The sequence below is a fragment of the Devosia sp. UYZn731 genome (genome assembly GCF_040546795.1).
Classification (GTDB): domain Bacteria; phylum Pseudomonadota; class Alphaproteobacteria; order Rhizobiales; family Devosiaceae; genus Devosia.
On sequence record NZ_JBEPOL010000002.1, the window covers coordinates 514,568 to 538,429 of the forward strand.

The window sequence follows — 23,862 nt, forward strand, 5'->3', positions numbered from 1 at the left end:
AAACGCTCCTAGCCTTGGTTGATGAGATCGCCGACTGCACGGCGCAAAGCCACAATGCCGCTATCGAAATGCCGGGTGGGATGGACGCGATTGGTCAGCAGCGTCCAGGCGCTGCCCCTGGCGAAATCGATCCACAGCCCGGTGCCGGTGAAACCAGTATGACCGATGGTCTCGGGCGAGCAGTTATCCCCGCCCGACCAGCCATCATGGGAGCGTTCCCAGCCATGGGTGCGGCGGTCCGACACCGGCGTTCGAATGAGGGCCGAAGCGCCCTGCCCGGCCAGCAGTCCCTGGGCGAAATCGAGCACGGACCTAACCGTGCCGAACAGCCCGGCATGACCCGAGCCCTGCAGTGCAAAACAGTTCTCGTCATGCACTTCACCGACCACAACGCGGTTGCGCCAGGAATCGAACTCGGTGGCCGCCGCCTGTGCCGGATCGGCGGACCAGGCGAAGCCCCGACCGGGGTCCATCTGGCGGATCGCGCGGCCCTCCAGCCGCTCCAGCGCGATGCCGAGCAAGATGAAGTTGATGTCCGAATAGACCGGCGGACCTGAAGGCCACTCGTGCTGCAGGACGAAAGCACGCAGCCGGTTTGCATCGCTGCCATACGTGTAGAGCGGAAAAACGCCGGGAAACGGCGTCTCATGGCCAAGGCATTGGCGGAACGTGACTTTGCGCTCCCATGCATTGGGATCGTATTGCCGGAAATCGGGGATTGCCGAGATCAACGGCGCATCGAGATCGAGGCTGCCCGCTTCCGCCAGCGCCAGAATGCGCTGCGTGGTGAAGATGACTTTGGTCAGCGAGGCGAGATCGAACCAGGTATCCTCGGCCATCGGCCGTTGCGCCGGAACGATTTGGGCCGAGCCGATAACGCGCGTCGCGCGCTGGCCATCGGCGTCGATCACCCCAAGGATACCGCCAGGAATGCGCTTGGCCTCCACCGCCGCCTGAAGAGGAGCGAAGGCCCGGTCGAGGACGGCTTGAGCTGAACTCATGCTGTCTCCAGACGAACACGATGATCGGGGCCAGCCTCGCGCCATTGCGGCGGCGGAGGCTCGTAGCCCTTCGGACGCACCAGTGACGGCACCTGCGTGGCATCAACGGTGAATACTTGCTTGCGGCGTTCGATGGCCGGCACGGCCGCAATCAGCCGCTTGGTATAGCTGTGCTGCGGATCGGACAGTACCGAGGCCGCATCGCCGATCTCCACCAGTTGGCCGGCATACATCACTGCGATGCGATGGGCGATGCGCTCAACCACGGCCATATCATGCGAAATGAACAGGTAAGCCAGGCCAAATTCGCGTTGCAGATCGATTAGCAGATCGAGCACGCGCGCCTGGACCGAAACGTCGAGGGCGGAGACGGCCTCGTCGAGTACGACCACTTCAGGATTGAGCATGAGCGCGCGGGCGATGCAGAGGCGTTGGCGCTGACCGCCGGAGAATTGGTGTGGATAGCGGACCAGCGCATCTTCGGGCAGGCCGACGCGGGTAAGCAGGAAGGTCATGCGCTCGCGCAGTTTGGCATCTCGCCGCTGCCCTGCCGCGATGGCGGGCTCGGCCAACAGGCTTTCGACATTAAGCCGCGGATTGAGCGAGGCGAAGGGATCCTGGAACACCATCTGCACAGGACGGGGACTGCGGCCCGAGGCTCTGTCGATGCGGCCGCGCGTCGTGCTGACGAGGCCTAGGATGGCCCGCGCCGTAGTCGATTTACCTGAGCCACTTTCGCCGACAATGGCGAGCGTTTCTCCGGGGACCAGATCGAAGCTGACACCGTCCACGGCATGTACCGCCCCGGCGGCACGAGCGAACAGTCCCTTGGCTGCGGGAAATCGTACGACGAGATTGTCCACCGTGACCACGGGTGCGGCGCCCGCTGCGCGGCTGCCATCGCTGCGGACCGCACGGCCACCATTGAAGTGGGGCACCGCCTTGAGCAGGTGGCGCGTATAGTCGTGCTGGGGATTGTCGAGGACGGCGTTTAAGGCGCCCTGTTCCACCGCGACGCCATTCTGCATCACCATGATCTGGTCGGCGATGCCGGCGACGAGGCCGATATCGTGGGTGATGAAAACCATCGACATGCCGAGCTCGTTGCGCAGTTCGGCCAGCAGTGCCATGATTTGCGCCTGCACGGTCACGTCCAGCGCCGTGGTCGGCTCATCGGCGATCAAGAGGCGCGGATTGCTGGCGATCACCATGGCAATCATGACGCGCTGGCGCATGCCGCCGGAAAGCTGATGCGGATAATATTTGAGCCGCTGCGCTGCATCGGGAATGCGCACCCGCTCCAGCGCTTCCTTGGCGGCCCGGGTCGCGGCACTGCCGGTGAGACCGCGATTGAGCTTGAAGGCTTCCTCGATCTGGGCGCCCACGGTGTGGACGGGATTGAGCGAGGTCATCGGCTCCTGGAAGATCATGCCGATATCGCTGCCGCGCACCCGGACCAGCGCCGACTCGTCAGCCTTGGTGACGTCGAGAACAGTGCCATCGCCCCGTTGCAGCGTAATCGCGCCGCTGGTGATCCGGCCGCCGCCGAAATCGACCAGCCGGTTGATCGACAGCGCCGTCACGGACTTGCCCGACCCGCTCTCACCGACAATGGCCAGCGTTTCGCCGGCCGCCAGATCAAAGCTCACACCCTTGACCACCTCGTTGGCCTTGGGATCACGGCCGAAGCCGACATGCAGGTCCTTGACCGACAGCAGCGGCATCATGCCGACCTCTCCTGCGTGCGCGGATCGAGAATGTCGCGCAGCGCGTCGCCGAACAGGTTGAAGCCGAGGATCGCGAGCATGATGGTGAGGCCGGGAAACACCATCAGCCATGGCGCGCGCGTCATCATCGACTTGCTCTCGGCGAGCATTACGCCCAGCGACGGCGCCGGTGGCTGTGTTCCGAGGCCCAGGAAGCTGAGCCCGGATTCGGTCAGCAGGGCCCAAGCGAGCGCCAGCGTGATCTGTACCGTCAGCGGCGCGACCAGATTGAGCAGCAGATGGCGTGACAGGATGTAGCGCTGCGAACTACCGAAGGTGCGTGCTGCCTCGACGAACTCACGCGCCTTGAGTGCGAGCGCGGGCGCCCGCACGACGCGGGCAAAGATGGGCGTATAGATGATGCCGATTGCCGTGATGCTGGTCAGGACACCGGGGCCCTGGATCGCGACGATAAGCAGTGCGAACAGGATCGCCGGAAATGCCAGCAGCACATCCATGATCCGCATCAATATGCCGTCCCAGAGATGCCCCCACCAGGCGGCAAACAGCCCGATCACCGTGCCGGCCGTCGCGGCGACCGCAACCGATGCGAATGCAACGAGGAAGGACTCGCCGATGCCGAGCATCAGGCGGCTGAAAGTGTCGCGACCCAGCAGGTCTGTGCCGAACCAATAGGTGCCGCTCGGCGGTTTCAACCGGTCGATCACATACTGCTTCAATGGGTCGTGCGGCGTCAGGCCGATGGCGCCCAATGCCGCCACGACGAGGAACAGCAAGATGATCGCCGCGCCGATACGGCCACTAGGGTGCCTCCGCACCGCGTTGAGCAAACCCATCACTTGCCCCCGAGCCGGATGCGGGGATCGAGCGCCGCATAGGCGAGATCGACCAGGAGGTTCACGACAAGGAAGTTGAAGGCGATGAACAGAACAGCGCCCTGCACCAGCGCATAATCACGCTGCGAGATCGCATCGAGCGTCAGCCGGCCAAGCCCTGGTAGGGCATAGATTTGCTCGACGATCACTGCGCCGCCGAGCAGGTAGCCGAACTCGACGCCGCTCAGCGTCACCACCGGGATCAGCGCATTGGGCAATGCGTGCCGCCAAACCACATCGCGCTGCGACGCGCCCTTGCTTCGCGCCGTACGGACATAGTCGTCGCTCAGCACATCCAGCATCGCCGATCGAGAGATGCGGGTCACCGCCGCCGCAAAGCCCAAGCCCAGCGTAATCGACGGCAGGATCATCTGCGCCAGATTACCCAAGGGGTCCTGGAACAGTGGCGTGAACGAGCCCATTGCCGGCAGGACGTGAAAGTTCACCGAAAGCAGATAGATCAGCACCAGCCCGATGACGAAGCTCGGCGTTGATTGCCCGAGCATCGCGAACAGCCGCACCACCAGATCGGACGGCCGATCGGCGCGCGTTGCGGCAAACACGCCGGCCGGCAGGCCAACGGCCAGGGCAATCACCATCGACAAAAGCGCCAGCTCGAGCGTTAGCGGAAAGCGGGCGATAATCACCTCGAGCACCGGCTTGCCGTAGGTCGTCGAGATGCCGAGATTGCCGTCGAACAGCCCGACAAGCCAGCGGCCGTACTGCGCGATGACCGGTTGATCGATGCCGAAATACGCGGCAAGCGAGGCCCGTTGCGCATCCGTCAACAGGCCCGCTTCGGTGCCCAGCATCGCGATGATCGCGTCGCCGGGCACGAGCCTTATGGCAAAGAACACCAGCAGCGATACCCCCAGCAGAACCAGCGGGAACGTCAGCAGCCGTTGCACGAGATAGTTCATATTGGCACTTACCGGTAGTGAGGCGGGATTGGCTCCCGCCTCGGAGACGCTTACTCGCCCACAGTCACCTTGCTCAGCGAGAAGATCAATCCGCTCGGATTGATCTCATAGCCTTTCACGGTGCCCAGGTTGGCAGTGTAGGTCACGGTGCTGCTGATCCAGATCCAGGGGGCTTCCTCGGCAAGGCGCGCCTCGAACTGCTGGAAAATTGGCTTGCGCTTGGCGATATCGGTTTCGATGCGGCCTTCCTGCAGCAGCTTGTCGAGCTCGGGATCGGTGAAGTTCGACACCTTGATCAGGTTGCCATCCTTGGTGAAGTAGCGGTTATACATCGGGTAGGGATCGGGGCGGCCGCCGTTCTGCGCCACCGCCATGTCGAAATCGCCCTTGAGCCAGGTGTCGACATAAACCTTGAGATCCATGGTCTGGATGGTGAGCTTGACGCCGATCGCAGCAAGCTGGCTCTGCAGCACCTGCGCTTCGTTGGCGGCGTAGGGTGGCTCGCCGGTCGCGGCGATCACGTTAACCGAAAACCCGTCCGCAAGGCCGGCTTCGGCCATCAGCGCCTTGGCCTTCTCGACGTCCTGTTTATAGCAGAACAGGCTTGCCGGATCGGACGCAAAGGCTGCCATGGTCAGCGGTCCCGTGACCTTGCCTTCCCCCACCAGCGCGGTGTCGATGATTTCCTGCCTGTTGACGGCGCAGGAGATCGCCTGCCGCACCTTCACATTGTCCATTGGCGGACGCGAGGGATTAAGCTGCAGCACGTTGTAGGCGAGGCCGGGAATACGGTTGAGCGTCATGTTCGGCTCACCGGGGATCAGCGTCGCGATGGTCGGGTCATTGAACAGCGCGAAGTCGATCTGGTTGGCGCGCATCGAGTCGATGATCGAGCTCTCGCTCGGCAGCACCGAAATGATGATGCCGTCAACGCCGACCTTGCCGCCAGCCCAGTTCGGGTTGGCACTCAGCACTTCCTTGACGTTCGGATCCCACTCGTCGAGCTTGAACGGGCCCGACCCGACCGCTTTGGTGCCCACGCTACCATCGGCGATCGCACTGGCGGGAACGATCGAGGCATTGGTCCCCGACATCGCGATCAGGATCGGCGCGTCTGGCTGGCTCAGGTTAAACACCACGGTCTGCGGGTCTGGCGTGTCGATCGTTTTGATCGAGAGGAAGTTAGCGCGGGCCGCGGCGGCAGTCGCCTCATCGAGCAGGCGTTCGAAGGAGGCCTTCACGTCGGCGGAGGTCACCGCATCGCCGGTCGAGAACTTTGCGTTCGGATCGAGCTTGAAGGTGAGCGTCAACCCGTCGCTGGAGAATTCCCAACTCTTGGCGACGGCCGGCCCGACATTGTACTCCGCATCGAGGCGGACCAGCGGCTCATAGATCAGCTCAAGCAGCCGCAGCGAGGAGAATGCCGTCTGGGTATGCGGATCAAGGCCGGTGGCATCCTGCGCCCAAGCCATGCGCAAGGTCGCCGCCTGCGCCGGCAGGGCCAGCGTCGCGGTGCCCAGCAGCGTCGCCAAGGCGAGGCCGGTCAAAAACGTCTTGCCGAAATTCAAATGCATGAAGATCTCCCGCTCCGAGGTTTTTAGTGAGCCGCGCTGTTCCGCACCCCAACGGAAAAGGCATTGCCGGAGTAGAGCTTACGACTGCTTTCGCGCTAACGGCAATCGCATAATCGTTCGCCGGACACGGAGGACGACTCCGTGATCGATTTTACAGATCGAGCAATGAAGGCAGGCTTGCATCCTTTACGCCGGCCAAGCCGTGGTCGATGTTGTGGCGAGCTTCCCCCAGATCGACGCCGCCGCCCACGCCGCCCAATGGGCGCGGCAAAACAGCCAAGAAAACGAGATGTCTCAATGAGCACTACCGAATCCGCCTCCCTCCGCTACGCGACCTTGGAAGACTGGTCGAGCAGCGACCTCGTCGCCGGCATTCTCGAAGGCCAATACGCTGCCATCGCCGCCGTGCAGGCGGCGAGCGCGCCAATCGCCGAGGCCATTGATCGCGGTGCCGAGCACCTGGCCCGCGGCGGGCGGCTGATCTATCTCGGCGCCGGCACCTCCGGCCGCATCGCCACCCAGGACGCGTCCGAATTGCCCCCGACCTTCAACTGGCCCTATGAGCGCGCGATCACGCTGATGGCCGGCGGCAAGGACGCGGTGTTCCACGCCGCCGAAGGCGCCGAGGACAGCGAACAGCTCGCTATCGATGGGCTAGACAGCATCAATGTGTCCGAAAACGACGTGATCATCGGCCTCGCCGCCAGCGGGCGCACACCCTATGCCATCGGTGGCTTGGTTCATGCGCGCGCCAAGGGCGCCCTGACCATCGGCATCTTCAACAATCGCGGCGGGCGGCTGGGTGAAGTGGCAGATATTTCGATCCTGATCGAGACCGGGATCGAGGTGCTGTCCGGGTCCACCCGGATGAAGGCCGGGACAGCCCAAAAAGCCGCGCTCAACTGCATTTCCACCGGCGTGATGATCCGCCTCGGCTTCGTCTATCGCGGCCTGATGGTCGAGATGCGCCCCACCAACGTCAAGCTGCAGGACCGTGCCGTCAAGATGGTCGCGACCCTGGCTGATGCCGAATACGACGTGGCCAAGAGCGCGCTGGACACCGCCGAAGGCAGTATCAAGGTGGCCACGGCGATGTTGATCCTGGGGCTGGACCGCGATGCCGCGCAGCAGCGCCTAAGCGCGGCGGGCGGGAACCTGCGCGCGGCGCTGCAGGGTCCTAAAGACTAGCCGAACCGGGTAACGCTATACGGCGCCGGCTCGATAAACGGCGTCTGGCCAGTCATCATTTCGGCCAGCAGACGCCCGGTCGCGGGCCCCAAGGTCAGGCCATGGTGCGCATGGCCGAGCGCCAGCCAAAGTCCCTCGCGGCCTTCGGGGCCGATGACCGGCTTCATGTCTGGCGTACAAGGACGCGCACCCATCCAAGGACTTGGATTAAGCCGCTCACCCAAAGGATAATCGCCGGCAGCAATCTTTTCCGCGGCGTCCAGTTGCGCCGGATTGGGCGCCGCATCCAGCAAGGCAAACTCCGCCCCTGTAGTCAGGCGCAGGCCGCCATTCATCGGCGCGATGAGGAAACCCGCGTCATCATAGATCGGCATGGAAATAGTGGCATTGCCGCGTGGGGCATAATGCATGTGATAACCGCGCTTGACGCCCAGGGGCAGTCGCCGCCCCAGCTTGCGCAGCATCTTGTCCGACCACGGCCCCAAGGCAATGACGGCCTCCTTGGCGGTCACCGCGCCGTCGACGGTGTCAACCTCCCAGCCCCCGGCAACACTGCGCAATGTCATCGCATCGCCGGTGACGAACTGTCCCCCTAGCGTCTGGAACAGCCGCAGGTAGGCCTGCGTCAGCGCCAGCGGATCGCGCACGCTCCAGGGCTGCGTCCAATGGACGGCGCCGGCAAGCGGGGCGGTGATGCCTGGCTCTTGCTGACGCAGCGCGTCGCCATCGAGCGCCTCGTGCTCCAGGCCGAACCGCTCAAACGCTTCCGCCTGTTCGCGGGCGGCGCGATAGTTCGCCTCGCTGCGATAGGCCTGCATCCAGCCGGCCTTGCCGATGAGATCGGTGGCACCCGCCTCCTCGATCAGCGGCGCATGCTCGCTGACCGCATGGGCGATGAATTTTGAGTAATCCTCGACAATGGCGCGATACGACGATGCGCGCGACGACCACCAATATTGCACCAGAAACCGCGATATGCGCGGCAGCGCTCGCCACTGAAACCGCATGCTCGTGCTCTGGTTGCGCGCATATTTGAGCAGCGTCGCCATATCCTGCGGAAACAGGTGCGGCGCCACGCCCTCCCGCTGGATCAGCCCGGCATTGCCGAACGAAGTCCCCTCACCCGCGCCCTGCCGATCGACCAGCACGACCGAGCGGCCGCGCTTGACCAGATGGATGGCGACGCTGACGCCAACGACCCCGGCGCCAAGCACAAGGACATCCGTCTTCATTTGCGAAAACCCATTCTGCAGAATCAATTCACGCCATACGCCGATGATTTGCCGCGTCTGGCAATTAGGCGCCGCTACAATTCACTCCCCAGACAGCCGTCCTACGGATCTGGCCGGTCGGAGCGTCTGCGCATGAATGCTGGAGATTGTGGTGCCGGCATCAGGGTTCGAACCCGAGACCCCCTGATTACAAATCAGGTGCTCTACCAACTGAGCTATACCGGCGACGCGACCGCATCTAGCATTGCGCGCCGTGCGGGGCAATAGTGGGCAAAGCCTCGAACCGGACTGATATCATGCTTCAATCGCTTATGCGTTCATTGTTCGGCGCGCCCACTCCACCGGCGCCGGAACGCCAGCGCCTGACGGTCTCGGAATGGCCCGCCGCCATCTACGCGATCGGCGATGTTCATGGGTGCCTTGCAGAGCTTGAGCGTCTCGAACAGGCCATCTATGCCGATGGCGCCGCGTTCGCGGGCGAGAAGTGGATCGTCATGCTGGGCGATTACGTGGATCGCGGACCCAACAGCGCCGGAGTGCTCGATCACCTGCTGGCCCCAGTGCCGGCCGGATATCGGCGCATCTGCCTGGCCGGCAATCATGAGACCATGATGCTGGCCTTTCTCGATGAGCCCCTCTCAGGGTCGGACTGGCGTCGATTTGGCGGCAACCAGACGCTGCAATCCTACGCCATCGATGAGCACTTTGACGCCCACACTCTGGAGCAACGACGCCAAATCCTGCACCGCCATGTGCCCAGGCGGCATGTGGACTTCATGGGCAGCCTGCCCCTCTATCTGCGCGTCGGCAATACAGTCTTCGTCCATGCCGGACTGCGGCACGGCGTGCCGCTGGAGCAGCAGAGCGAACGCGACCTGCTCTGGCTGCGCCCCGGCGACGACATACCCTTCGAGGCCGGAACGGTCGTCGTGCATGGACATACCCCTGCCGCGACTCCTACGCTGTCGCCTTGGCGCATCGGCATCGACACCGGCGCAGCCATGACCGGCATTTTGACCTCGGTCAGATTGACGCCGCATGGCGACCCAGCAATATTTCAAGTCGGCAATTGATTAAAATGCGAAAATTGCTCTCGGCAAGACTCTCTAATCCGAAGATTTGTGGCTAGGCTCAATGCGATTGCGGCGGGGTCTTCATGAGCGACGGCGAAATCGACATAAGGGCCATTTTCGGCCTGTTGCGGCGGCAATTTCGTTTAATTGCCATTACCACCCTTGCCATCGTCGCTGCCGCAGGCCTGGCGACACTGGCGCTGACGCCGGTCTACACCGCCACGGCGCTGATCATGGTCGATCCAAGCCGTAAGGATCTGCTGGATCCCGAGAACCAGGTGCGCAACAGCGCCTCCGACAGCGCCCGCGTCGAGAGCGAAGTGGAATTGATTCGCTCCGATACAGTTCTGATGCAGGTCATCGAGGACCGGCACCTGGTCTCCGACAGCGAGTTCGGGGCGGGCCCGGGATGGACCGCGCGCCTGCTGGCCCTTTTCCGCCCTGACAATGAAGCGGCGCCTGCCGGCCAGCGCGCGCTTGGTGAAGTGCTGAACAGGCTGCGCGCCGCCGTCAGCGCCCAGCGCCGCGGCCTGACCTATGTGATCGCCGTGCAGGCCCGTTCGGAGAACCCGACGCACGCTGCCGACCTGGCCAATGCCATCACCCAAGCCTATATCAGGGATCAGCTCGCGTCCAAAGTGGCGGGCACATTGGCATCGCACGACATTTTGCAGGCCCGGATCGAGCAGGCACGGCAGGCGATCGTGGCCTCCGAAAACTCGTACGATAATTTCATTTTCGACAACATCGATCGTCTTGTCGGCCAATCTGGCGACAGCCAGCTCGCCAATCTGGTCGATCAGATCGGTGCGATCAAAAATGCCGCCGAGCAGAATTCGCAGACCGCCGATATCGTGCGGCGAAGCGTGGAGACCGCCAATTGGGGCGAACTCTCCGCCTCCCTGACCTCCGATACACTGAAGAAGCTCGCTCGGCAGCGCGAGGAGATCGCCAACAGTCTCACCCAGCTCGCCGATAGCGCGCCCGCTTTCGCCAGCCTGCGGGCCGAACTCGATCGTCTCGACGCGGAGCTGCGCGACGCCGCGACGACCGAACTGACGGCGCTGCAGGCGACGATCGCCGAAGGGCGAAACGGCGAAAACCAGCTCCGCGACACCCTTCGCACCGCGGTCCTCAATAGCGACCTGCCGCCGGGCGTGCTGACGCAAATCTACGAATCCCAGCAAACCGCCAGCATTGCCCGAACGCAATACGAAACCCTGTTGGCGCGAGCGCAGGACCTAAGTGCCCAGGCCGACCTTCAGGTGGCCGACAGCCGCGTCGTCTCGCCCGCCTTGGTGCCGGCGGCCCCCTCATTTCCCAATCCACAGTTGATCCTGCCCCTGAGCGCCCTTGCTGCGCTGAGCTTTGGTGTCGGCCTGGCCTTTCTCTATGAAAATGTCATCGGCGGATTCAGTAGTGAAGAGCAGGCGGAGTCCGTGCTGCGCGTCAAGGTGGCCTCGTCCCTGCCACGGCTGAAGACCGGCCGTCCAGACCAAACCAGCTTTGCCGAACTGATGGTCAATGCGCCAATTTCGGTGTTTTCCGAATCGGTCCGCCGGGTTCGAGCCTCGGTGGATCGCGCAGCCAAATCCGGCACGATGCTCGGCCAAGGCACGGTCGTCATGGTCTCCTCGACGGCTCCGGACGAAGGCAAGACCACTGCGGCCCTGGCACTGGCGCGTAGTTATGCCCTATCCGGCAAATCGACCCTGCTGATCGATTGCGACCTGCGCAAGCCCAGCGTGCATCGCCAACTCGGCATCGAGCCATCGGTCGGCTTTCTCGATTATCTGACGGCAGAAGCGGGGGACGCGATCAATATCCAGGCCATCACCGCCAGGGACCCGCTCAGCCCGGCGACGGTGATTGCCGGCGCCCACCGCAGCAGCCTTCCGACGGACCAATTGATCGTCAGCACCGCCTTTGTGCAGTTGATCACCGCTGCGCGACGTAGTTTCGACATCGTAGTGCTCGATACCCCGCCCATCGGGCCAGTCGTCGACAGCCTCTATATAGCCCAGCATGCCGACGTGATCGTGTTCGTCGTGCGTTACGCCTCCACGCCGCAGACCGAGGCGCGCAAGGCGCTGGCCAGCCTGGGCGCTGCCAAGTCCCATGGCGCTGAAATCCTCGCCGTGCTCAACCAGCAGGACAGTTCGGCCCCCGGCTATTCCAAGCGCTATGGCGCCTATTTCTCTCAGGCCTGACAGCCCGCGATCGTGCGGGAGACTATCCACCTGTCCCACTTGTCCCCCTCGTTAGCCGACGCCGCATAATCCGGCTCGAACCATCTGAGCGAGGACCCTATGCCCGATCGTTACGCCGACCATGCCGGCAGCCTGGAAGCACCAGCCGAGACCGGCTTTTCCATCACCCCCAATGACGCAACCGATCTGAGCGAAACCACGCGCGCCATCTATGTCGGCAATGGCGGCAGCGTCGTCGTCGTACTCGCCTCGGGCGTCGAATTGACCCTGGCGGGCCTGCAGACCGGCTCGATCGTCCCCATCCGTGTGCGCCGCATCAAGGCCACGGGCACCACCGCCACCGCGCTGGTCGGCCTGCTATGATGCTTGGCCTCACCCTGATGACAGGGCGCCCCAGCTATCCTTGGTGGGCGGTCGACGCCGCCTACGCTGCAGATTTCGTCGACAACCGCTATATGCGCGGCGGCGTTGCTGTGGATCGCGCGACGGCGCTCATCTTTACCAGAAGCACGCCGAAGCTGGCTCAGGACAGCAGTGGCGTCTGGCACAGTTTCAACATCGACGCCCCCGCCCTGACCGATCGCGGCCTGTCGCTCGAACCGGCCGCGACCAATCGTGTACCAAACGCCGCTATGGCCGGCGCGGTGCTCGGCGTAGTCGGCGGGGGCGGCACGTTACCCACCGGCTGGACGGCCGCCGATTTCGCCATCGTCGAGATCACTGCCACTGGTAGCGAAGCTGGCCTGCCGTTTGTCGAACTGCGCCTTCAGCACGAAAACAGCACTGGGGGCAGTCAGTTCCCCCGCCTTGGCTGCGCCCAGGCGGTCGCCGCCGGGATCGGCGAGCATTGGACGGCCAGTTGTTTCTACAAGAAAGTTGCCGGCGCCTGGCCGGCAATCACCGGTGCATTTCTCAATGTGGAAGAGGTCGGCACCACCACCGCTTATGCCACGGCCGATCGTCCAGACCATCTGGAAACGCGTACCCGCCTTGCGGCCACCTGGATCACGAGCAGCCCGGGAACGATCGGCCTCGATATGCGGGCGCTGATGCTCAACCTGTCGCCGGGCGAGCTGTTGGATGTCACCCTGCGCATCTACGCGCCGCAATTAGCGAAGGAAGTTGCGGCATCGAGCCCCATCATTACGTCCGGCACTGCTGCGACCCGCGCGGCCGACGCGGCATCACTGTCACTGTCCGGCGGGACGTATAGCCTCGCGCTTACCTTTGACGATGCCAGCACGCATAGCGTCGAAGGCCAAAGCGGCAGCTATGGTCTGGAAAATTCCAGCGCCAACGCCATCAGACAGGTGATCGCCAGCTAGTGGTCGGGGTGGTCGAGTTCTCTGCGCATCCCATAGCGGATCGCGCCCAGAACGAGGCCACCCACCACTGGCAGCAGATAAAACAGGCCGGTCGCAACCAGGAAAATCCCCGCAACCGCCTGCACCACGATACCGGCGACAACATGCGGCAAATACCGCCCCTCGCGCCCTCGAGCATAGCTCAAGGCCTCGAACGGCGGCACCAGCGCTGACAGCGTGTATCCAATCGACGCCGCGGCGGCCACCGCAGCAATGCGCCATTCGAAGGCGCCGAAAACCATGTAGCCCCAGACGCAGGCGAATATTGGCGCCATGACACCGAGCCCGACCACCATCAGCCGGACTGCCCGATACGACCGACCAAAGATGCGTTGAACGGAAGCCCGGTCCGTGGCCGCCACGAAACTGGCGAGGACCGGCTGGATGGAATTGATATAGGCGATGACCGGGAAGGTCAGAACCACAGTCATCCGGCTGGCAAACGCATAATACGACAACTCTTGGCCGCTCACGAACAGGCCGACAATCCACAGGTCGAGCTGGGAAATGCTGCTCACCAGGATCGTCACGACCAGCGAGGCGAAATCCAGCACTTTGACCGGCTGACCCACCACGACGGGGCCGGACGCCCGGCGCCAGCCGATAAGCCGGAGGGCGATCAGGCCAAGCCCTGCCCCTGCCGCCAGACAAAGCGCATAGAGCCGCATGGCATCCACAGCGACAAACGGCAGGGCCACGATAAAGATCACGTTCGGTACGATCACGAAATTCAGCCGTGAGATGACGAAGCGGCCCAGCCCGTTAGCCACCCCGCTAACGACAAACTGGATGCCCACCAGGACCGCCCCGGCCCCATAAAGCGCGACGCTGGTATCCCCGCCGAGCCAGACCAACAATGCGCCAAGGACGATCCCCAGCCAAAGAACCGCCTCAAGGCCGGCCCGCGGCTTCAATCGCCCGGCCGCATCGAGATTTTGTGCAACCAGATATGGTCCACGCTGATATCCAGCCAGCGAGGCCACCTGCCCCAAAATATAGACGACCGAGTAAAAGACGAGGAATGGCCCGACAACGTCGGCGCCACGTACTGCGCCGATTTCGGCCGAAATCAGCATCAGGCTCGCAAACGCACTGCCGCCGAAAAGCAGGCTGAAGACAAAGCGTCTCACGATGGACCGATCATCGTGCCGCCAGACCCGCCGGAACCGCCGCGGTCACAGCGGTCTGCTCCGCCAAAGCCCGCTCCGGTCCTGATCTGACGATCGACAAGGCCACGGCCAGCGGCAGGATGAACACGCTATTGTATCCAGCCCCCGTGGCTGCCGCGAACAGTGCTAGCACCGCCAGTGGCAAGGCAAGATGCCCCCGGGTTCGCAGTGCTCGCCACAATCGCAGCAGGCACCAGACGATAAAACCCATCCCCGCCAGCCCGAAATAAACGACCAGCCAGACGTAGAAATTGTCCAGAGTTGAGAACTGGCGACCGGCAAAATCGACAAGATAGTCGCGCGTTAGCAGGAAGGTTGGATCATTGATCGGCAGACCGAGCAGGCCCTTGCCCAGCACCTCGCCGATCAGCATGAACGGGCCGGTGAAACGAATGTAGATTGACCCGCCCGCTTCACCGGCGCCATCCACCCGGTCCATGAGGTATGAGCCGCCCACAAGAGCTGCAACCACCACCGCCAGCAGTGCCATCGAGTAAATGCCGAGCTTGTGGCTCGATTTCATGCCGCGCGCGCCAAACACCATGAAACAGGCCAGCACACCGCCCAGCATGGCCCAACCCGTCAAGGCAAAGGTGGCAAAGGCGCCCGCGGCAAGAACCACCGCCATAATGACCTTCTGCCCGCTTCGTAGTGTGGTCGCCGATAATACGCAGGCCAACGCGAAAACAGTGTATGCCGCCGCGACCGATGGTTCTGAGTAGAACCCGTTCGGTCGCATGACGCCGTCATCATAGGGCAGATAAGGTGCCTGCAAGGCACCAAGCTCCCCCGCTGGTCCGATAGCAGAAAACGGCCCGAACGGATTCTGCAGGACGAACGATCCAAGGACGTTGAGCGCGATGCACTGCGCGATCAACAGCACGGCATGCAGGGTCATCAGCCGGCCGAACAGCACGGCGAAGCCTTCCCGATGCACCAGATTGCCGCGTCGGACACTGAAGATGCAAAGGCAAAGCGCCGCCGCGATGATCTGGGCCCCGGACTTCGCGGACTCTTCGAGGTTTTCGGTCCCGATGGCCTTTACTGCCACGATAGCCACAACGATCGCCACCGCCAGCAACGGCCATCGTCGCACCCGACCCACGATGACCAAGGTCAGCATGGCCGACGCCGCTAAGGCAAGGAACGACCCGTTCAGCGCGTAGCCGCCCAAATAGGTCACCGTAAAATTGGCAAACAAGCAGCCGAATGCAAATACAGGCGTCAGGATATCCGACAACTGCCCACCCGTTGCCGTGGCCGGCCTCATGCCCGCCCCGGCAAGGTCTGGATTATTCGGATAGCCCCGATCGCCACCGCCTTCCGGGCAAGACTGGCCCATTTGATAACCGCCGGCACATTCAGCACTTCGGTCTGAATTCGATGATGATCCCGCAACATGCGCAACGGGTGCCGGGCGGTGAATGACGCCCCGCCGATCGGCGTCTGCGCCACCTCATAGTCCAGTAGCAGCACGTTATCGCGCCGATTCTGATAGATTTTGGCGATCGTGTAATAATCCGAGCTGACGCTATAGCTCAGATCGTGCGGAATAAGCCGATGGTCGGTCAAGCTGATGAACGTCGCCTGATGCGAGGTGGGCATGCGATGCCAAAGGTGGACATCGGGCGGCAGCACCTTGCGATGCCGAACCCGGCCATTGCTGAACAGCAGCGCCACTTCCCCGAAAATCAGGCTATAGCCGCACCCCTCGTCGGCGAGCTTTTGCTCGGTTCGCGCCAACACATCAGGCAGCAAGATATCGTCGCCATTGAGAAACAGCACATACTGCCCGCTTGCCCGGGCAATGCCCTTATTCATGGCGTCATAAAGCCCACGATCCGGCCCCGACTGGAAATGATCCATCAGGCCGGAGAATTCGCCAAGCGCCTGCATCGTGCCGTCGGTCGAGCCGCCGTCCACCACGATCCATTCAAACAATTCGCGCCGCTGTTCTCGCAGGCTCTGCGCCGTCTTTCGCAATCCGGAAAGGTTGTTCCAGACGATGGTGACGATGGAAAATCTCACACCGGCTCTCCCACCTCAGCACTATCCTGCAGACTGAAAATCGGCACAGTTTCTGCTTGAGGCGTTGGTGAGGCATTGCGCAGGATCAGTTCAAACCGTGTAGAGATGAGGTCGATGTCGAACGCTTTTTCCGCGTAGGCACGACCAGCCTGACCCATCGTGGCCCGCAACTCCGGCTGCTCCAGCAAGGTACGCGCATACTGAACCAGCGCTTCGATATCGCCCGGTGCGGCGACCAACCCGGCCCCTTCGCGCGCCACAGTGACAGCCGCTAGGTTCTGCTCAGGGATCGACGCCAAGATGGGCTTCCCGGCTGCCAGATAGCTCAGCACCTTGGACGGTACTGAGAACACACCGGCATCGGCCTCGATGATCGCCAATGCAATATCGGCGCCGGCGAGCATGCTCGGCAAGTCGTCCACCGAGACCCATGGCCTGACGATGACATTGCCCAAACCCTCGGCCGCTGCGGCACCACGCACGACGTCTGCTCCCGATCCTTGGGAGAACAAATACACATCGGCATCCAGCTTGCGCGCCAGATCCAGCAGCAGGTCCGGATTGTGCTTGCGGGCGAGTGTGCCCGAATAGACCACGCGGTGGCGCCCTTCCCGCATGTTCTCTCGAACCCAGACATTGTCGCGCGGCAGGGCCGGCATGTCGGCCATATTGGCCCAGTTCTCGATGACGACCATGTGCGAGACATCCAGCCCCCAGCGCGGCCCGGCCAACACATCGCGAAAGGCCTCGGCAATCACCACTACGCCATCGCTGTTTCGCAGCACTCGCGCTTCCTTGCGTCGATAATAAGCCCCCACCAGCCTGCCCAAAACGCCATTTTTCTTGCCGATGATCCGCTCGATCGCCTCGGCATGAATATCCTGCACCCAAAACACGAACGCCGCCGCCAGTGTCCGGCAAGCGGCCAGCAACTGCTCCTGCACCTCAATTGGCGCATTGGCGGACAACACCACATCCGGCTTCTCAGCCAGCACCAACGCACGAATCCGCCTTGCATATTCGAGCTGCTGGCGATGCCGTTTCAGCAGATTGTCCTTGTCGAATTCTCCCGAAATGCCGATCTGCACCGCGCGAAAACTGGCCGGATCGCCCTCCACTCCAGCCACCCGGCCCTTGGGCGTCGCGAACCCCTCGAAGGAGGCGTAGACGACCTGGATGCCCCGACACGCCAACGCCCGCCCCAACTGGGCGGTGAACGCGTGGCCGCTATAATCGTGCAGCAGCAGCTTCATAGGTCGCCGGGCTCCATCATCACTTGAAATCACTGATGGCTTTCCAGCGCGCCAACGCCTCCGTCAGCGAATAGCGAAACGTCCATCCACGATCGAGCAATTGACGCGGATAGACATTGGTCGAATGCAGCAACTTGCCCATCCGAACGCGGTTGATCGAGGTCTTCAGTCCGATTTTTGCCAGCAACTCGAACGCACACGCCCCAGCCATCATCAGACTGGCTGGAATGACCAGACGGGGCGTTCTGAAGCCCCCAGCCTCGGCAAAACTCCGGTTGATTGCCTCGGTCGTCGTACGTTCCGGATAGGCGTAAATATAGGTGAGGACGGGCTCGTCAAACGCACTCATGAAAGCGATGCTGCGCGGAAAATCCTCCACCGGGGCGCAGGCCTTGATCGTATCGGTTCGCCCCGGATAAACAAACAATCCCCGTCGCAACAGCCTTGCCAGCCGGGTGAAATTTCCGCGTTCGCCTTCGCCAAAGATCACCGCAGGCCGCACAACCAGCAGCCGGTTGGCAGCGTCGCTCGCCTGCCAATCGCGATGGATTTGCTCCGCCAGCAGCTTGGAGCGGCCATAGGCATTGACCGGCCTCGGCACGGTGGTTTCATCGACCTGCACTTCCTGCGGCCCATAGACCGACATGGTGCTGGCAAACACCACCCGCCTTGCGCCGACCCGCGTCGCGAACCGGCACGCATTGGTGGCTCCTGCCACATTGGTCCAGTAATATTCCCAATCCTCGTGCCCCGGCGTCGTGTGCACGGCGGCGAAATTGTAGACCTCGACCTCGCCGGATACCGGCAGATCGATCGCCTCGCAGACATCGACGCGGACATATTCGGCCTTCGCCGACAACTCGCGAGGCTCCTTGATGTCGGCCAGGATAATGCGCTCATACGCTGTATCAAGTGCCAGCGCCCGCATCAGATGCGTCCCGAAAAACCCGCAGCCTCCCGTGATGACCGCCGTCTTGCCCATCACGCCGATTCCAAAGTCGTCGGCATATTAGCTAGGAACCACCGATAGGTGTCGGCGATCCCCTGTTCCAGGCCGATGCGCGGCGCCCAGCCCATCGCCCGCAGCTTGTCGCTGCTCATCAACTTGCGCGGGGTGCCGTCAGGCTTGGACAAATCGTGCACAATCGCACCGGTAAAACCCACCACTCGGCAGACAAGCTGCGTCAGTTCCAGAATGGTGCAATCTGCGCCCGAGCCGATATTGATGTGCTCGAACTCCGAATAGTTCTTGAGCAGGAACACCAGTGCATCGGCGCAATCGTCGACATGCAGGAATTCGCGGCGCGGCGTCCCCGTGCCCCACACCACGATTTCCGTCTCGCCCCGCAACTTGGCCTCGTGCGCCTTGCGGATCAGGGCCGGCAGCACGTGACTAGACTTCAGATCGAAATTGTCGCCAGGGCCATAAAGGTTGGTGGGCATCGCTGAGATGAAGTCATGGCCATGCTGCTTGCTGTAGGATTGGGCAAGCTTGATCCCCGCAATCTTGGCGATGGCATACCATTCGTTGGTCGGCTCCAGCGGCCCGCTCAGCAGCGCCGCTTCCGGGATGGGCTGCGGCGCCAGTCGCGGATAAATGCAGGACGAGCCGAGCGAGAGCAGTTTTTCCACGCCGCTCGAATGTGCCGCGTGGATGATATTGGCCTCGATCATCAGGTTGTCGTAGAGGAAATCAGCCGAAAAGCTGTCATTTGCCAAGATGCCGCCGACCTTGGCCGCGGCGATCACAATGGCATCCGGCCGGGTCTTGGCGACGAAAGCCTCCGTTTCGGACTGGCGCCTGAGATCAACCTCGCGGCGGTCGGCGGTGATCAGTTCCGCCCCCTCTGACGCCAGGCGGCGTACCACCGCGCTGCCAACCATTCCCCGATGGCCCGCCACCCAAACCTGTTTGCCAGCCAGCGCGTAGGTCATGCGTCCACCATCGCGGGCGCGAGCTGTACGCCCCTGAGGTCTTCGCGCACCATTTCGGCGATCAGCGCACGCACCGATATTTCGTGCGTCCAACCCAATTTCTCATACGCCTTGGCGGGGTCGCCGAGCAGCAAGTCCGCTTCTGTTGGGCGGAAATAACGCGGATCGACTTCGACCACGACCTTGCCCGTTCTGGCGTCTCGGCCCTTCTCGTCGGCCCCACAGCCCGTCCACTCCAGCGCCATACCGACATCCTCAAACGCCCATTCGGCGAATTGGCGCACAGAGGTGGCCCGACCAGTGGCCAACACGTAATCGTCCCCCGTCTCCTGCTGCAGCATCAGCCACATGCCGCGCACGTAATCCCGCGCATGCCCCCAATCGCGTTGCGCATCCAAATTGCCGAGATACAATTTATCTTGAGCGCCCAGATGGATGGCTGCAACGGCTCGCGTGATCTTGCGGGTCACGAACGTCTCGCCCCGCAACGGGCTTTCGTGGTTGAACAGAATGCCTTTGGAGGCGTGCAGCCCATAGGCCTCGCGGTAATTGACCACGATCCAATAGGCATAGAGCTTGGCCACCCCATAGGGCGAGCGTGGATAGAATGGCGTCGTCTCGCGTTGCGGCACTTCCCGGGCTTGGCCATAGAGTTCCGAGGTCGAGGCCTGGTAGAATTTGCACTTCTCCCCAAGCCCGAGAATGCGCATCGCCTCCAGCAGGCGCAGCGTGCCCAGGCCATCGACATTGGCGGTATATTCGGGCGTCTCGAACGACACCTGAACATGGCTTTGCGCCGCCAGGTTGTAGATCTCGTCCGGCTGGGTTTCCTGCACGATGCGGATCAGGTTGGTGGCGTCGCTCATATCGCCATAGTGCAGCACGAACCGCGGATCGGTCTCGTGCGGGTCCTGATAGATGTGCTCGATCCGCCCGGTATTGAACGAGGAGGACCGCCGTTTGACGCCATGGACGATATACCCCTTGTCCAGCAGCAGTTGCGATAGGTAAGCCCCGTCTTGCCCCGTGACGCCCGTGATCAAAGCAACCTTGGGCAAACTCAAAACCCCGTCTCGACGGTGAAAGGACCTTGCTCGGGGAGGTTGTCCTGCGCCAGATTGGCGCCATTGACCTGCAGCAGCGCGTCGAAATAGCGGACGGTCCGCGCCAGCCCTGCGCGCAATTGCACGCTGGGCTCCCACCCCAAAACCTGCCGCGCCTGGGTGATGTCGGGCCTGCGCTGGCGCGGATCATCGACCGGCAACGCCTTGTGGACCAGTCTGGAGTTCGAATTGGTCATTTCGATCACCAGCTCGGCCAATTGGTTGACGGTAATCTCATCGGGATTGCCGATATTGATGGGTCCGGTTACCGAGCCGTCGGTATCCATCATCGCGACCATGGCCTTGACCAGGTCGTCGACATAGCAAAACGACCGCGTCTGGCTGCCATCGCCATAAATCGTGATGTCCTCGCCGCGCAGCGCCTGCACAATGAAATTGGATACCACGCGCCCGTCGTCCGGATGCATGTTGGGGCCATAGGTATTGAAGATGCGGATTACCTTGATCTGCAACTGGTGCTGGCGGTGATAGTCGAAGAACAGCGCTTCGGCACAACGCTTTCCCTCGTCGTAGCAGGCGCGCGGGCCGATGGTGTTGACGTTGCCCAGATAGCTTTCGGGCTGTGGATGCACTTCGGGATCGCCATAGACCTCCGAGGTCGAGGCCTGCAGGATCGGCACATCGAGCCGCCTGGCCAAATCCAGCATGTTGATCGCGCCCATGACGCTGGTCTTGGTGGTCCGCACCGGATCGGCCTGGTAATGCACCGGCGAGGCCGGACAGGCCAGATTATAGATCTGATCGACCTCAACCCGCAGCGGCGACGTGACGTCATGCTCCATGATCTCGAAATGCCGGCTATCGAGCAGATGCTCAACATTAGCCTGGCTGCCGGTCAGGAAATTGTCGACGCACAGCACGTCATTGCCGCCCCGCAGCAGCCGGTCGCAGAGATGGGAACCGATAAACCCGGCCCCACCAGTCACTAAAATACGCTTCGCCATATGAGCCCCCCACTCATAGTCGACACCGCCGCACAGAGCGGCGCTTACATTTCGTCGTCTCAACGGTCCCTAACCCGTCGAGATTATTCGGCCGCCTCCGCCAAATGTCCTGGCGCCGCGCCTTCGGGCCGGCCGATGCTTGAATACATCAGTCCATGGGCCATCGCGTCGGCGCGATTGTAGATATTGCGCAGGTCCACCAGTACCGGTTCGGCCATGATGGTGCGCAAATGAGCCAGGTCGAGCGAGCGGAACTGGTTCCACTCGGTTACGATCACCGTCGCATGCGCGCCCCTGGCAACGTCATAGGCATCGGTGCCGAACTGCATATTGTCCAGCAGCCTGGCAGCCGGCTTCATGCCTTCAGGATCGAACGCGCGGATGATCGCGCCGTTGTCCTGCAACGCCTGGATGATGGTGATGGAAGGAGCGTCGCGCATGTCATCGGTATTGGGTTTGAAGGTCAGTCCGAGGATGGCGATGGTCTTGCCGCGCACGCTGCCGCCACACGCCGCGATGATCTTGCGCGCCATCGCCCGCTTGCGGTTGTCGTTGATGGCGACGGTGGTCTCGATCAAGTTGACCGGGCTATTGTGATCACGCGCTGTCTTCACCAGAGCCAACGTATCCTTGGGAAAACACGAACCGCCATAGCCCGGGCCCGCATTGAGAAATTTCATGCCGATCCGGTTATCGAGGCCAATGCCGCGCGCCACGTCCTGCACATTGGCGTCCACCGCCTCGCACAGATCAGCCATCTCGTTGATGAAAGTGATTTTCATCGCCAGGAACGCGTTCCCCGCATATTTGATCAGTTCCGCCGTCCGTCGCGTAACGAAGAACAGTGGCGACTGGTTGAGAAACAGCGGCCTATAGACTTCCGTCATCACTTGCTTGGCGCGCTCACTGTCCAGGCCCACAACGATGCGGTCGGGGTGCTTGAAATCCTGGATCGCGGCGCCCTCGCGCAAGAATTCCGGGTTGGACACGACGGCGAAATCGGCCTCGGGATTGACCTCGCGGATCAGCCGCTCCACCTCGTCTCCCGTGCCGACCGGCACCGTGGACTTGGTCACCACGACCGTGAACTGCTTAATCGACCGGCCGATCGTGCGCGCAGCGTCGTACACATAGGACAGGTCGGCATGACCGTCGCCGCGTCGCGACGGCGTCCCCACGGCGATAAACACCACTTCGGCGCCCGCGACCGCTTCGGCCACATTGGTGGAAAAAGTCAGGCGGCCGGCCTTGGCATTGTCGGCCACCAGAGAATTAAGACCCGGCTCGAAAATCGCAATCTCGCCGGCCTGCAAAGCGGCAATCTTGGCCTCGTCCGTATCGACGCAGGCAACCGAATGCCCAAAGTCGGCAAAGCAGGCGCCGCTCACCAGCCCAACATACCCCGAACCAACAACAGCGATGCGCATCTGACTGACCTCCCACTGAGCGTTGACATCTCAGGATCGATTAATAGCCCGTTCCCGTGACGAATTCGCGCAGAACCGTCCGGATCATGATCCGGATATCCAGCAGCAGATTGAAATTCTGAATGTAGGCAATGTCGTGCTCGATGCGGGCGCGGGCCGTCGTCGCATTGTCGGTCGGCCCCCGCAGGCCATTGGCCTGCGCCCAGCCTGAAATCCCAGGCCTCATGACATGGCGCGCGTGATAATACGGCACCAGCGCTTCATACGGGCTACCCGCTGCAAGCAATCCGACCGGATGCGGACGCGGCCCGACGAGGCTCATATCGCCCCGGATCACGTTCAACAATTGCGGAAGCTCGTCGATACTGGTCCGGCGGATAAACCGGCCTATTGGCGTTACCCCGGCGCGGTCGACATACATGGAGCGAAATTTATAGACCGAAATGACGGTGCCGTGCAGCCCGTCCCGATCCTGCCGGAATAGCGCCGGTCCCTTACTGGTCAGACAGATGACGATCGCCAGTAAAACCAATACTGGCGCCAAGACCATCAAGGCTAAAGCCGCCAGAACCACGTCCATGGCACGCTTGACCACGAGTTGCACCGCCCGCGATGTCGTCAACCGCGCCGACACTGGCCTGCCCGCCAACAAATGCATCGGCAGGCCACTGGCAGAATGCACTGTCACTGAGTGCTTGTTGGCCGAGGGATCTAAGGCTGAGAAACGAACAAATTCAGCTGCCACGCTGCTATTTGCGCGCGCAGTATCATAGGACGACAAAACTTGCATCGCCGCCCGCTCCTGCCCAGCCCTGACG

General features: G+C 62.3%; 21 protein-coding genes and 1 tRNA gene. 5 read left to right on the top strand and 17 right to left on the bottom strand.

The features are described from left to right. Positions 1-8: 8 nt before the first annotated feature. Genes ABIB57_RS06950 through ABIB57_RS06970 form a run of 5 tightly spaced genes read right to left on the bottom strand, consistent with a single transcriptional unit; the run spans position 9 to position 6,097 of the window. Positions 9-1,001, bottom strand: coding sequence for a serine hydrolase domain-containing protein (locus ABIB57_RS06950; protein ID WP_354039450.1), 993 nt, complete (start codon positions 999-1,001; stop codon positions 9-11). Next, the gene (locus ABIB57_RS06955; protein ID WP_354039452.1) at positions 998-2,728 is read right to left on the bottom strand and encodes an ABC transporter ATP-binding protein; all 1,731 of its coding nucleotides are present in this window, start codon (positions 2,726-2,728) and stop codon (positions 998-1,000) included. The genes ABIB57_RS06950 and ABIB57_RS06955 overlap by 4 nt, the downstream gene beginning before the upstream one ends. Further along, positions 2,725-3,564: an ABC transporter permease gene (locus tag ABIB57_RS06960; RefSeq protein WP_354039454.1), complete on the bottom strand. Its 840-nt coding sequence runs from the start codon at positions 3,562-3,564 to the stop codon at positions 2,725-2,727. The genes ABIB57_RS06955 and ABIB57_RS06960 overlap by 4 nt, the downstream gene beginning before the upstream one ends. Continuing rightward, a complete protein-coding gene (locus tag ABIB57_RS06965; protein ID WP_354039456.1) occupies positions 3,564-4,523 on the bottom strand; it encodes an ABC transporter permease in 960 nt (319 codons plus the stop codon). Before ABIB57_RS06965 ends, ABIB57_RS06960 begins: the two co-directional genes overlap by 1 nt. Positions 4,524-4,573: 50 nt before the next feature. After that, a complete protein-coding gene (locus tag ABIB57_RS06970) occupies positions 4,574-6,097 on the bottom strand; it encodes an ABC transporter substrate-binding protein (RefSeq protein WP_354039457.1) in 1,524 nt (507 codons plus the stop codon). 258 nt (positions 6,098-6,355) lie between these two features. Here ABIB57_RS06970 and ABIB57_RS06975 point away from each other — a divergent pair, with 258 nt between their 5' ends. Beyond that, complete coding sequence (locus tag ABIB57_RS06975; RefSeq protein ID WP_354039459.1) at positions 6,356-7,285, top strand: N-acetylmuramic acid 6-phosphate etherase; 930 nt, start codon at positions 6,356-6,358, stop codon at positions 7,283-7,285. On the opposite strand, the gene ABIB57_RS06980 is transcribed toward ABIB57_RS06975, so the two are convergent. Both ABIB57_RS06980 and ABIB57_RS06985 read right to left on the bottom strand, forming a co-directional pair. Then, on the bottom strand, positions 7,282-8,517 hold the full coding sequence (locus ABIB57_RS06980; protein WP_354039461.1) for an NAD(P)/FAD-dependent oxidoreductase: 1,236 nt from the start codon (positions 8,515-8,517) through the stop codon (positions 7,282-7,284). The genes ABIB57_RS06975 and ABIB57_RS06980 overlap by 4 nt on opposite strands. A 149-nt stretch (positions 8,518-8,666) precedes the next feature. Then, a tRNA-Thr gene (locus ABIB57_RS06985) sits at positions 8,667-8,742 on the bottom strand. A gap of 71 nt (positions 8,743-8,813) precedes the next feature. Between ABIB57_RS06985 and ABIB57_RS06990 the strand changes: the two genes are divergently transcribed. The 4 genes from ABIB57_RS06990 to ABIB57_RS07005 all read left to right on the top strand — a co-directional run bounded on the left by ABIB57_RS06990 (position 8,814) and on the right by ABIB57_RS07005 (position 13,125). Further along, complete coding sequence (locus tag ABIB57_RS06990) at positions 8,814-9,590, top strand: metallophosphoesterase family protein (protein WP_354039462.1); 777 nt, start codon at positions 8,814-8,816, stop codon at positions 9,588-9,590. Between the two features lie 83 nt (positions 9,591-9,673). After that, on the top strand, positions 9,674-11,800 hold the full coding sequence (locus ABIB57_RS06995; RefSeq protein WP_354039464.1) for a GumC family protein: 2,127 nt from the start codon (positions 9,674-9,676) through the stop codon (positions 11,798-11,800). 99 nt (positions 11,801-11,899) lie between these two features. After that, positions 11,900-12,163, top strand: coding sequence for a spike base protein, RCAP_Rcc01079 family (locus ABIB57_RS07000; RefSeq protein ID WP_354039466.1), 264 nt, complete (start codon positions 11,900-11,902; stop codon positions 12,161-12,163). Next, the gene (locus ABIB57_RS07005) at positions 12,160-13,125 is read left to right on the top strand and encodes a phage head spike fiber domain-containing protein (protein ID WP_354039467.1); all 966 of its coding nucleotides are present in this window, start codon (positions 12,160-12,162) and stop codon (positions 13,123-13,125) included. The genes ABIB57_RS07000 and ABIB57_RS07005 overlap by 4 nt, the downstream gene beginning before the upstream one ends. Here the strand turns inward: ABIB57_RS07005 and ABIB57_RS07010 are convergent. From ABIB57_RS07010 to ABIB57_RS07055, 10 genes are all read right to left on the bottom strand, one after another. Then, complete coding sequence (locus ABIB57_RS07010) at positions 13,122-14,294, bottom strand: polysaccharide biosynthesis protein (RefSeq protein WP_354039468.1); 1,173 nt, start codon at positions 14,292-14,294, stop codon at positions 13,122-13,124. The two genes, ABIB57_RS07005 and ABIB57_RS07010, sit on opposite strands and share 4 nt — an antisense overlap. 10 nt (positions 14,295-14,304) lie before the next feature. After that, positions 14,305-15,603, bottom strand: a complete 1,299-nt coding sequence (locus ABIB57_RS07015) for a hypothetical protein (protein ID WP_354039469.1) — start codon at positions 15,601-15,603, stop codon at positions 14,305-14,307. After that, positions 15,600-16,361 carry a glycosyltransferase gene (locus ABIB57_RS07020; RefSeq protein WP_354039471.1) on the bottom strand — a complete coding sequence of 254 codons (762 nt, stop codon included), beginning with the start codon at positions 16,359-16,361 and terminating at the stop codon, positions 15,600-15,602. Before ABIB57_RS07020 ends, ABIB57_RS07015 begins: the two co-directional genes overlap by 4 nt. Then, entirely contained in the window at positions 16,358-17,614 is a 1,257-nt protein-coding gene (locus tag ABIB57_RS07025) for a glycosyltransferase family 4 protein (protein ID WP_354039473.1), read from the bottom strand. The genes ABIB57_RS07020 and ABIB57_RS07025 overlap by 4 nt, the downstream gene beginning before the upstream one ends. 19 nt (positions 17,615-17,633) lie before the next feature. After that, the gene (locus tag ABIB57_RS07030) at positions 17,634-18,596 is read right to left on the bottom strand and encodes an NAD-dependent epimerase/dehydratase family protein (protein WP_354039475.1); all 963 of its coding nucleotides are present in this window, start codon (positions 18,594-18,596) and stop codon (positions 17,634-17,636) included. Beyond that, positions 18,596-19,549, bottom strand: a complete 954-nt coding sequence (gene fcl, locus ABIB57_RS07035; protein WP_354039476.1) for a GDP-L-fucose synthase — start codon at positions 19,547-19,549, stop codon at positions 18,596-18,598. Before fcl ends, ABIB57_RS07030 begins: the two co-directional genes overlap by 1 nt. After that, complete coding sequence (gene gmd, locus ABIB57_RS07040) at positions 19,546-20,607, bottom strand: GDP-mannose 4,6-dehydratase (RefSeq protein ID WP_354039702.1); 1,062 nt, start codon at positions 20,605-20,607, stop codon at positions 19,546-19,548. The genes fcl and gmd overlap by 4 nt, the downstream gene beginning before the upstream one ends. A 2-nt stretch (positions 20,608-20,609) precedes the next feature. Further along, the gene (locus ABIB57_RS07045; protein WP_354039478.1) at positions 20,610-21,617 is read right to left on the bottom strand and encodes a UDP-glucuronic acid decarboxylase family protein; all 1,008 of its coding nucleotides are present in this window, start codon (positions 21,615-21,617) and stop codon (positions 20,610-20,612) included. An 83-nt stretch (positions 21,618-21,700) separates the two neighbouring features. Further along, complete coding sequence (locus tag ABIB57_RS07050; protein ID WP_354039479.1) at positions 21,701-23,044, bottom strand: UDP-glucose dehydrogenase family protein; 1,344 nt, start codon at positions 23,042-23,044, stop codon at positions 21,701-21,703. A 40-nt stretch (positions 23,045-23,084) separates the two neighbouring features. Beyond that, positions 23,085-23,834 (bottom strand): sugar transferase, encoded by a 750-nt coding sequence (locus tag ABIB57_RS07055; RefSeq protein WP_354039481.1) that lies wholly within the window; start codon positions 23,832-23,834, stop codon positions 23,085-23,087. Positions 23,835-23,862 lie beyond the last annotated feature (28 nt).

Bases quoted from the DNA above. Each gene is read 5' to 3' on its own strand.
- ABIB57_RS06950 (WP_354039450.1), bottom strand. From the start codon at position 1,001: ATGAGTTCAGCTCAAGCCGTCCTCGACCGGGCCTTCGCTCCTCTTCAG.
- ABIB57_RS06955 (WP_354039452.1), bottom strand. From the start codon at position 2,728: ATGATGCCGCTGCTGTCGGTCAAGGACCTGCATGTCGGCTTCGGCCGT.
- ABIB57_RS06960 (WP_354039454.1), bottom strand. From the start codon at position 3,564: ATGGGTTTGCTCAACGCGGTGCGGAGGCACCCTAGTGGCCGTATCGGC.
- ABIB57_RS06965 (WP_354039456.1), bottom strand. From the start codon at position 4,523: ATGAACTATCTCGTGCAACGGCTGCTGACGTTCCCGCTGGTTCTGCTG.
- ABIB57_RS06970 (WP_354039457.1), bottom strand. From the start codon at position 6,097: ATGCATTTGAATTTCGGCAAGACGTTTTTGACCGGCCTCGCCTTGGCG.
- ABIB57_RS06975 (WP_354039459.1), top strand. From the start codon at position 6,356: ATGGGCGCGGCAAAACAGCCAAGAAAACGAGATGTCTCAATGAGCACT.
- ABIB57_RS06980 (WP_354039461.1), bottom strand. From the start codon at position 8,517: ATGAAGACGGATGTCCTTGTGCTTGGCGCCGGGGTCGTTGGCGTCAGC.
- ABIB57_RS06990 (WP_354039462.1), top strand. From the start codon at position 8,814: ATGCTTCAATCGCTTATGCGTTCATTGTTCGGCGCGCCCACTCCACCG.
- ABIB57_RS06995 (WP_354039464.1), top strand. From the start codon at position 9,674: ATGAGCGACGGCGAAATCGACATAAGGGCCATTTTCGGCCTGTTGCGG.
- ABIB57_RS07000 (WP_354039466.1), top strand. From the start codon at position 11,900: ATGCCCGATCGTTACGCCGACCATGCCGGCAGCCTGGAAGCACCAGCC.
- ABIB57_RS07005 (WP_354039467.1), top strand. From the start codon at position 12,160: ATGATGCTTGGCCTCACCCTGATGACAGGGCGCCCCAGCTATCCTTGG.
- ABIB57_RS07015 (WP_354039469.1), bottom strand. From the start codon at position 15,603: ATGAGGCCGGCCACGGCAACGGGTGGGCAGTTGTCGGATATCCTGACG.
- ABIB57_RS07025 (WP_354039473.1), bottom strand. From the start codon at position 17,614: ATGAAGCTGCTGCTGCACGATTATAGCGGCCACGCGTTCACCGCCCAG.
- ABIB57_RS07030 (WP_354039475.1), bottom strand. From the start codon at position 18,596: ATGGGCAAGACGGCGGTCATCACGGGAGGCTGCGGGTTTTTCGGGACG.
- fcl (WP_354039476.1), bottom strand. From the start codon at position 19,549: ATGACCTACGCGCTGGCTGGCAAACAGGTTTGGGTGGCGGGCCATCGG.
- ABIB57_RS07045 (WP_354039478.1), bottom strand. From the start codon at position 21,617: ATGGCGAAGCGTATTTTAGTGACTGGTGGGGCCGGGTTTATCGGTTCC.
- ABIB57_RS07050 (WP_354039479.1), bottom strand. From the start codon at position 23,044: ATGCGCATCGCTGTTGTTGGTTCGGGGTATGTTGGGCTGGTGAGCGGC.
- ABIB57_RS07055 (WP_354039481.1), bottom strand. From the start codon at position 23,834: ATGCAAGTTTTGTCGTCCTATGATACTGCGCGCGCAAATAGCAGCGTG.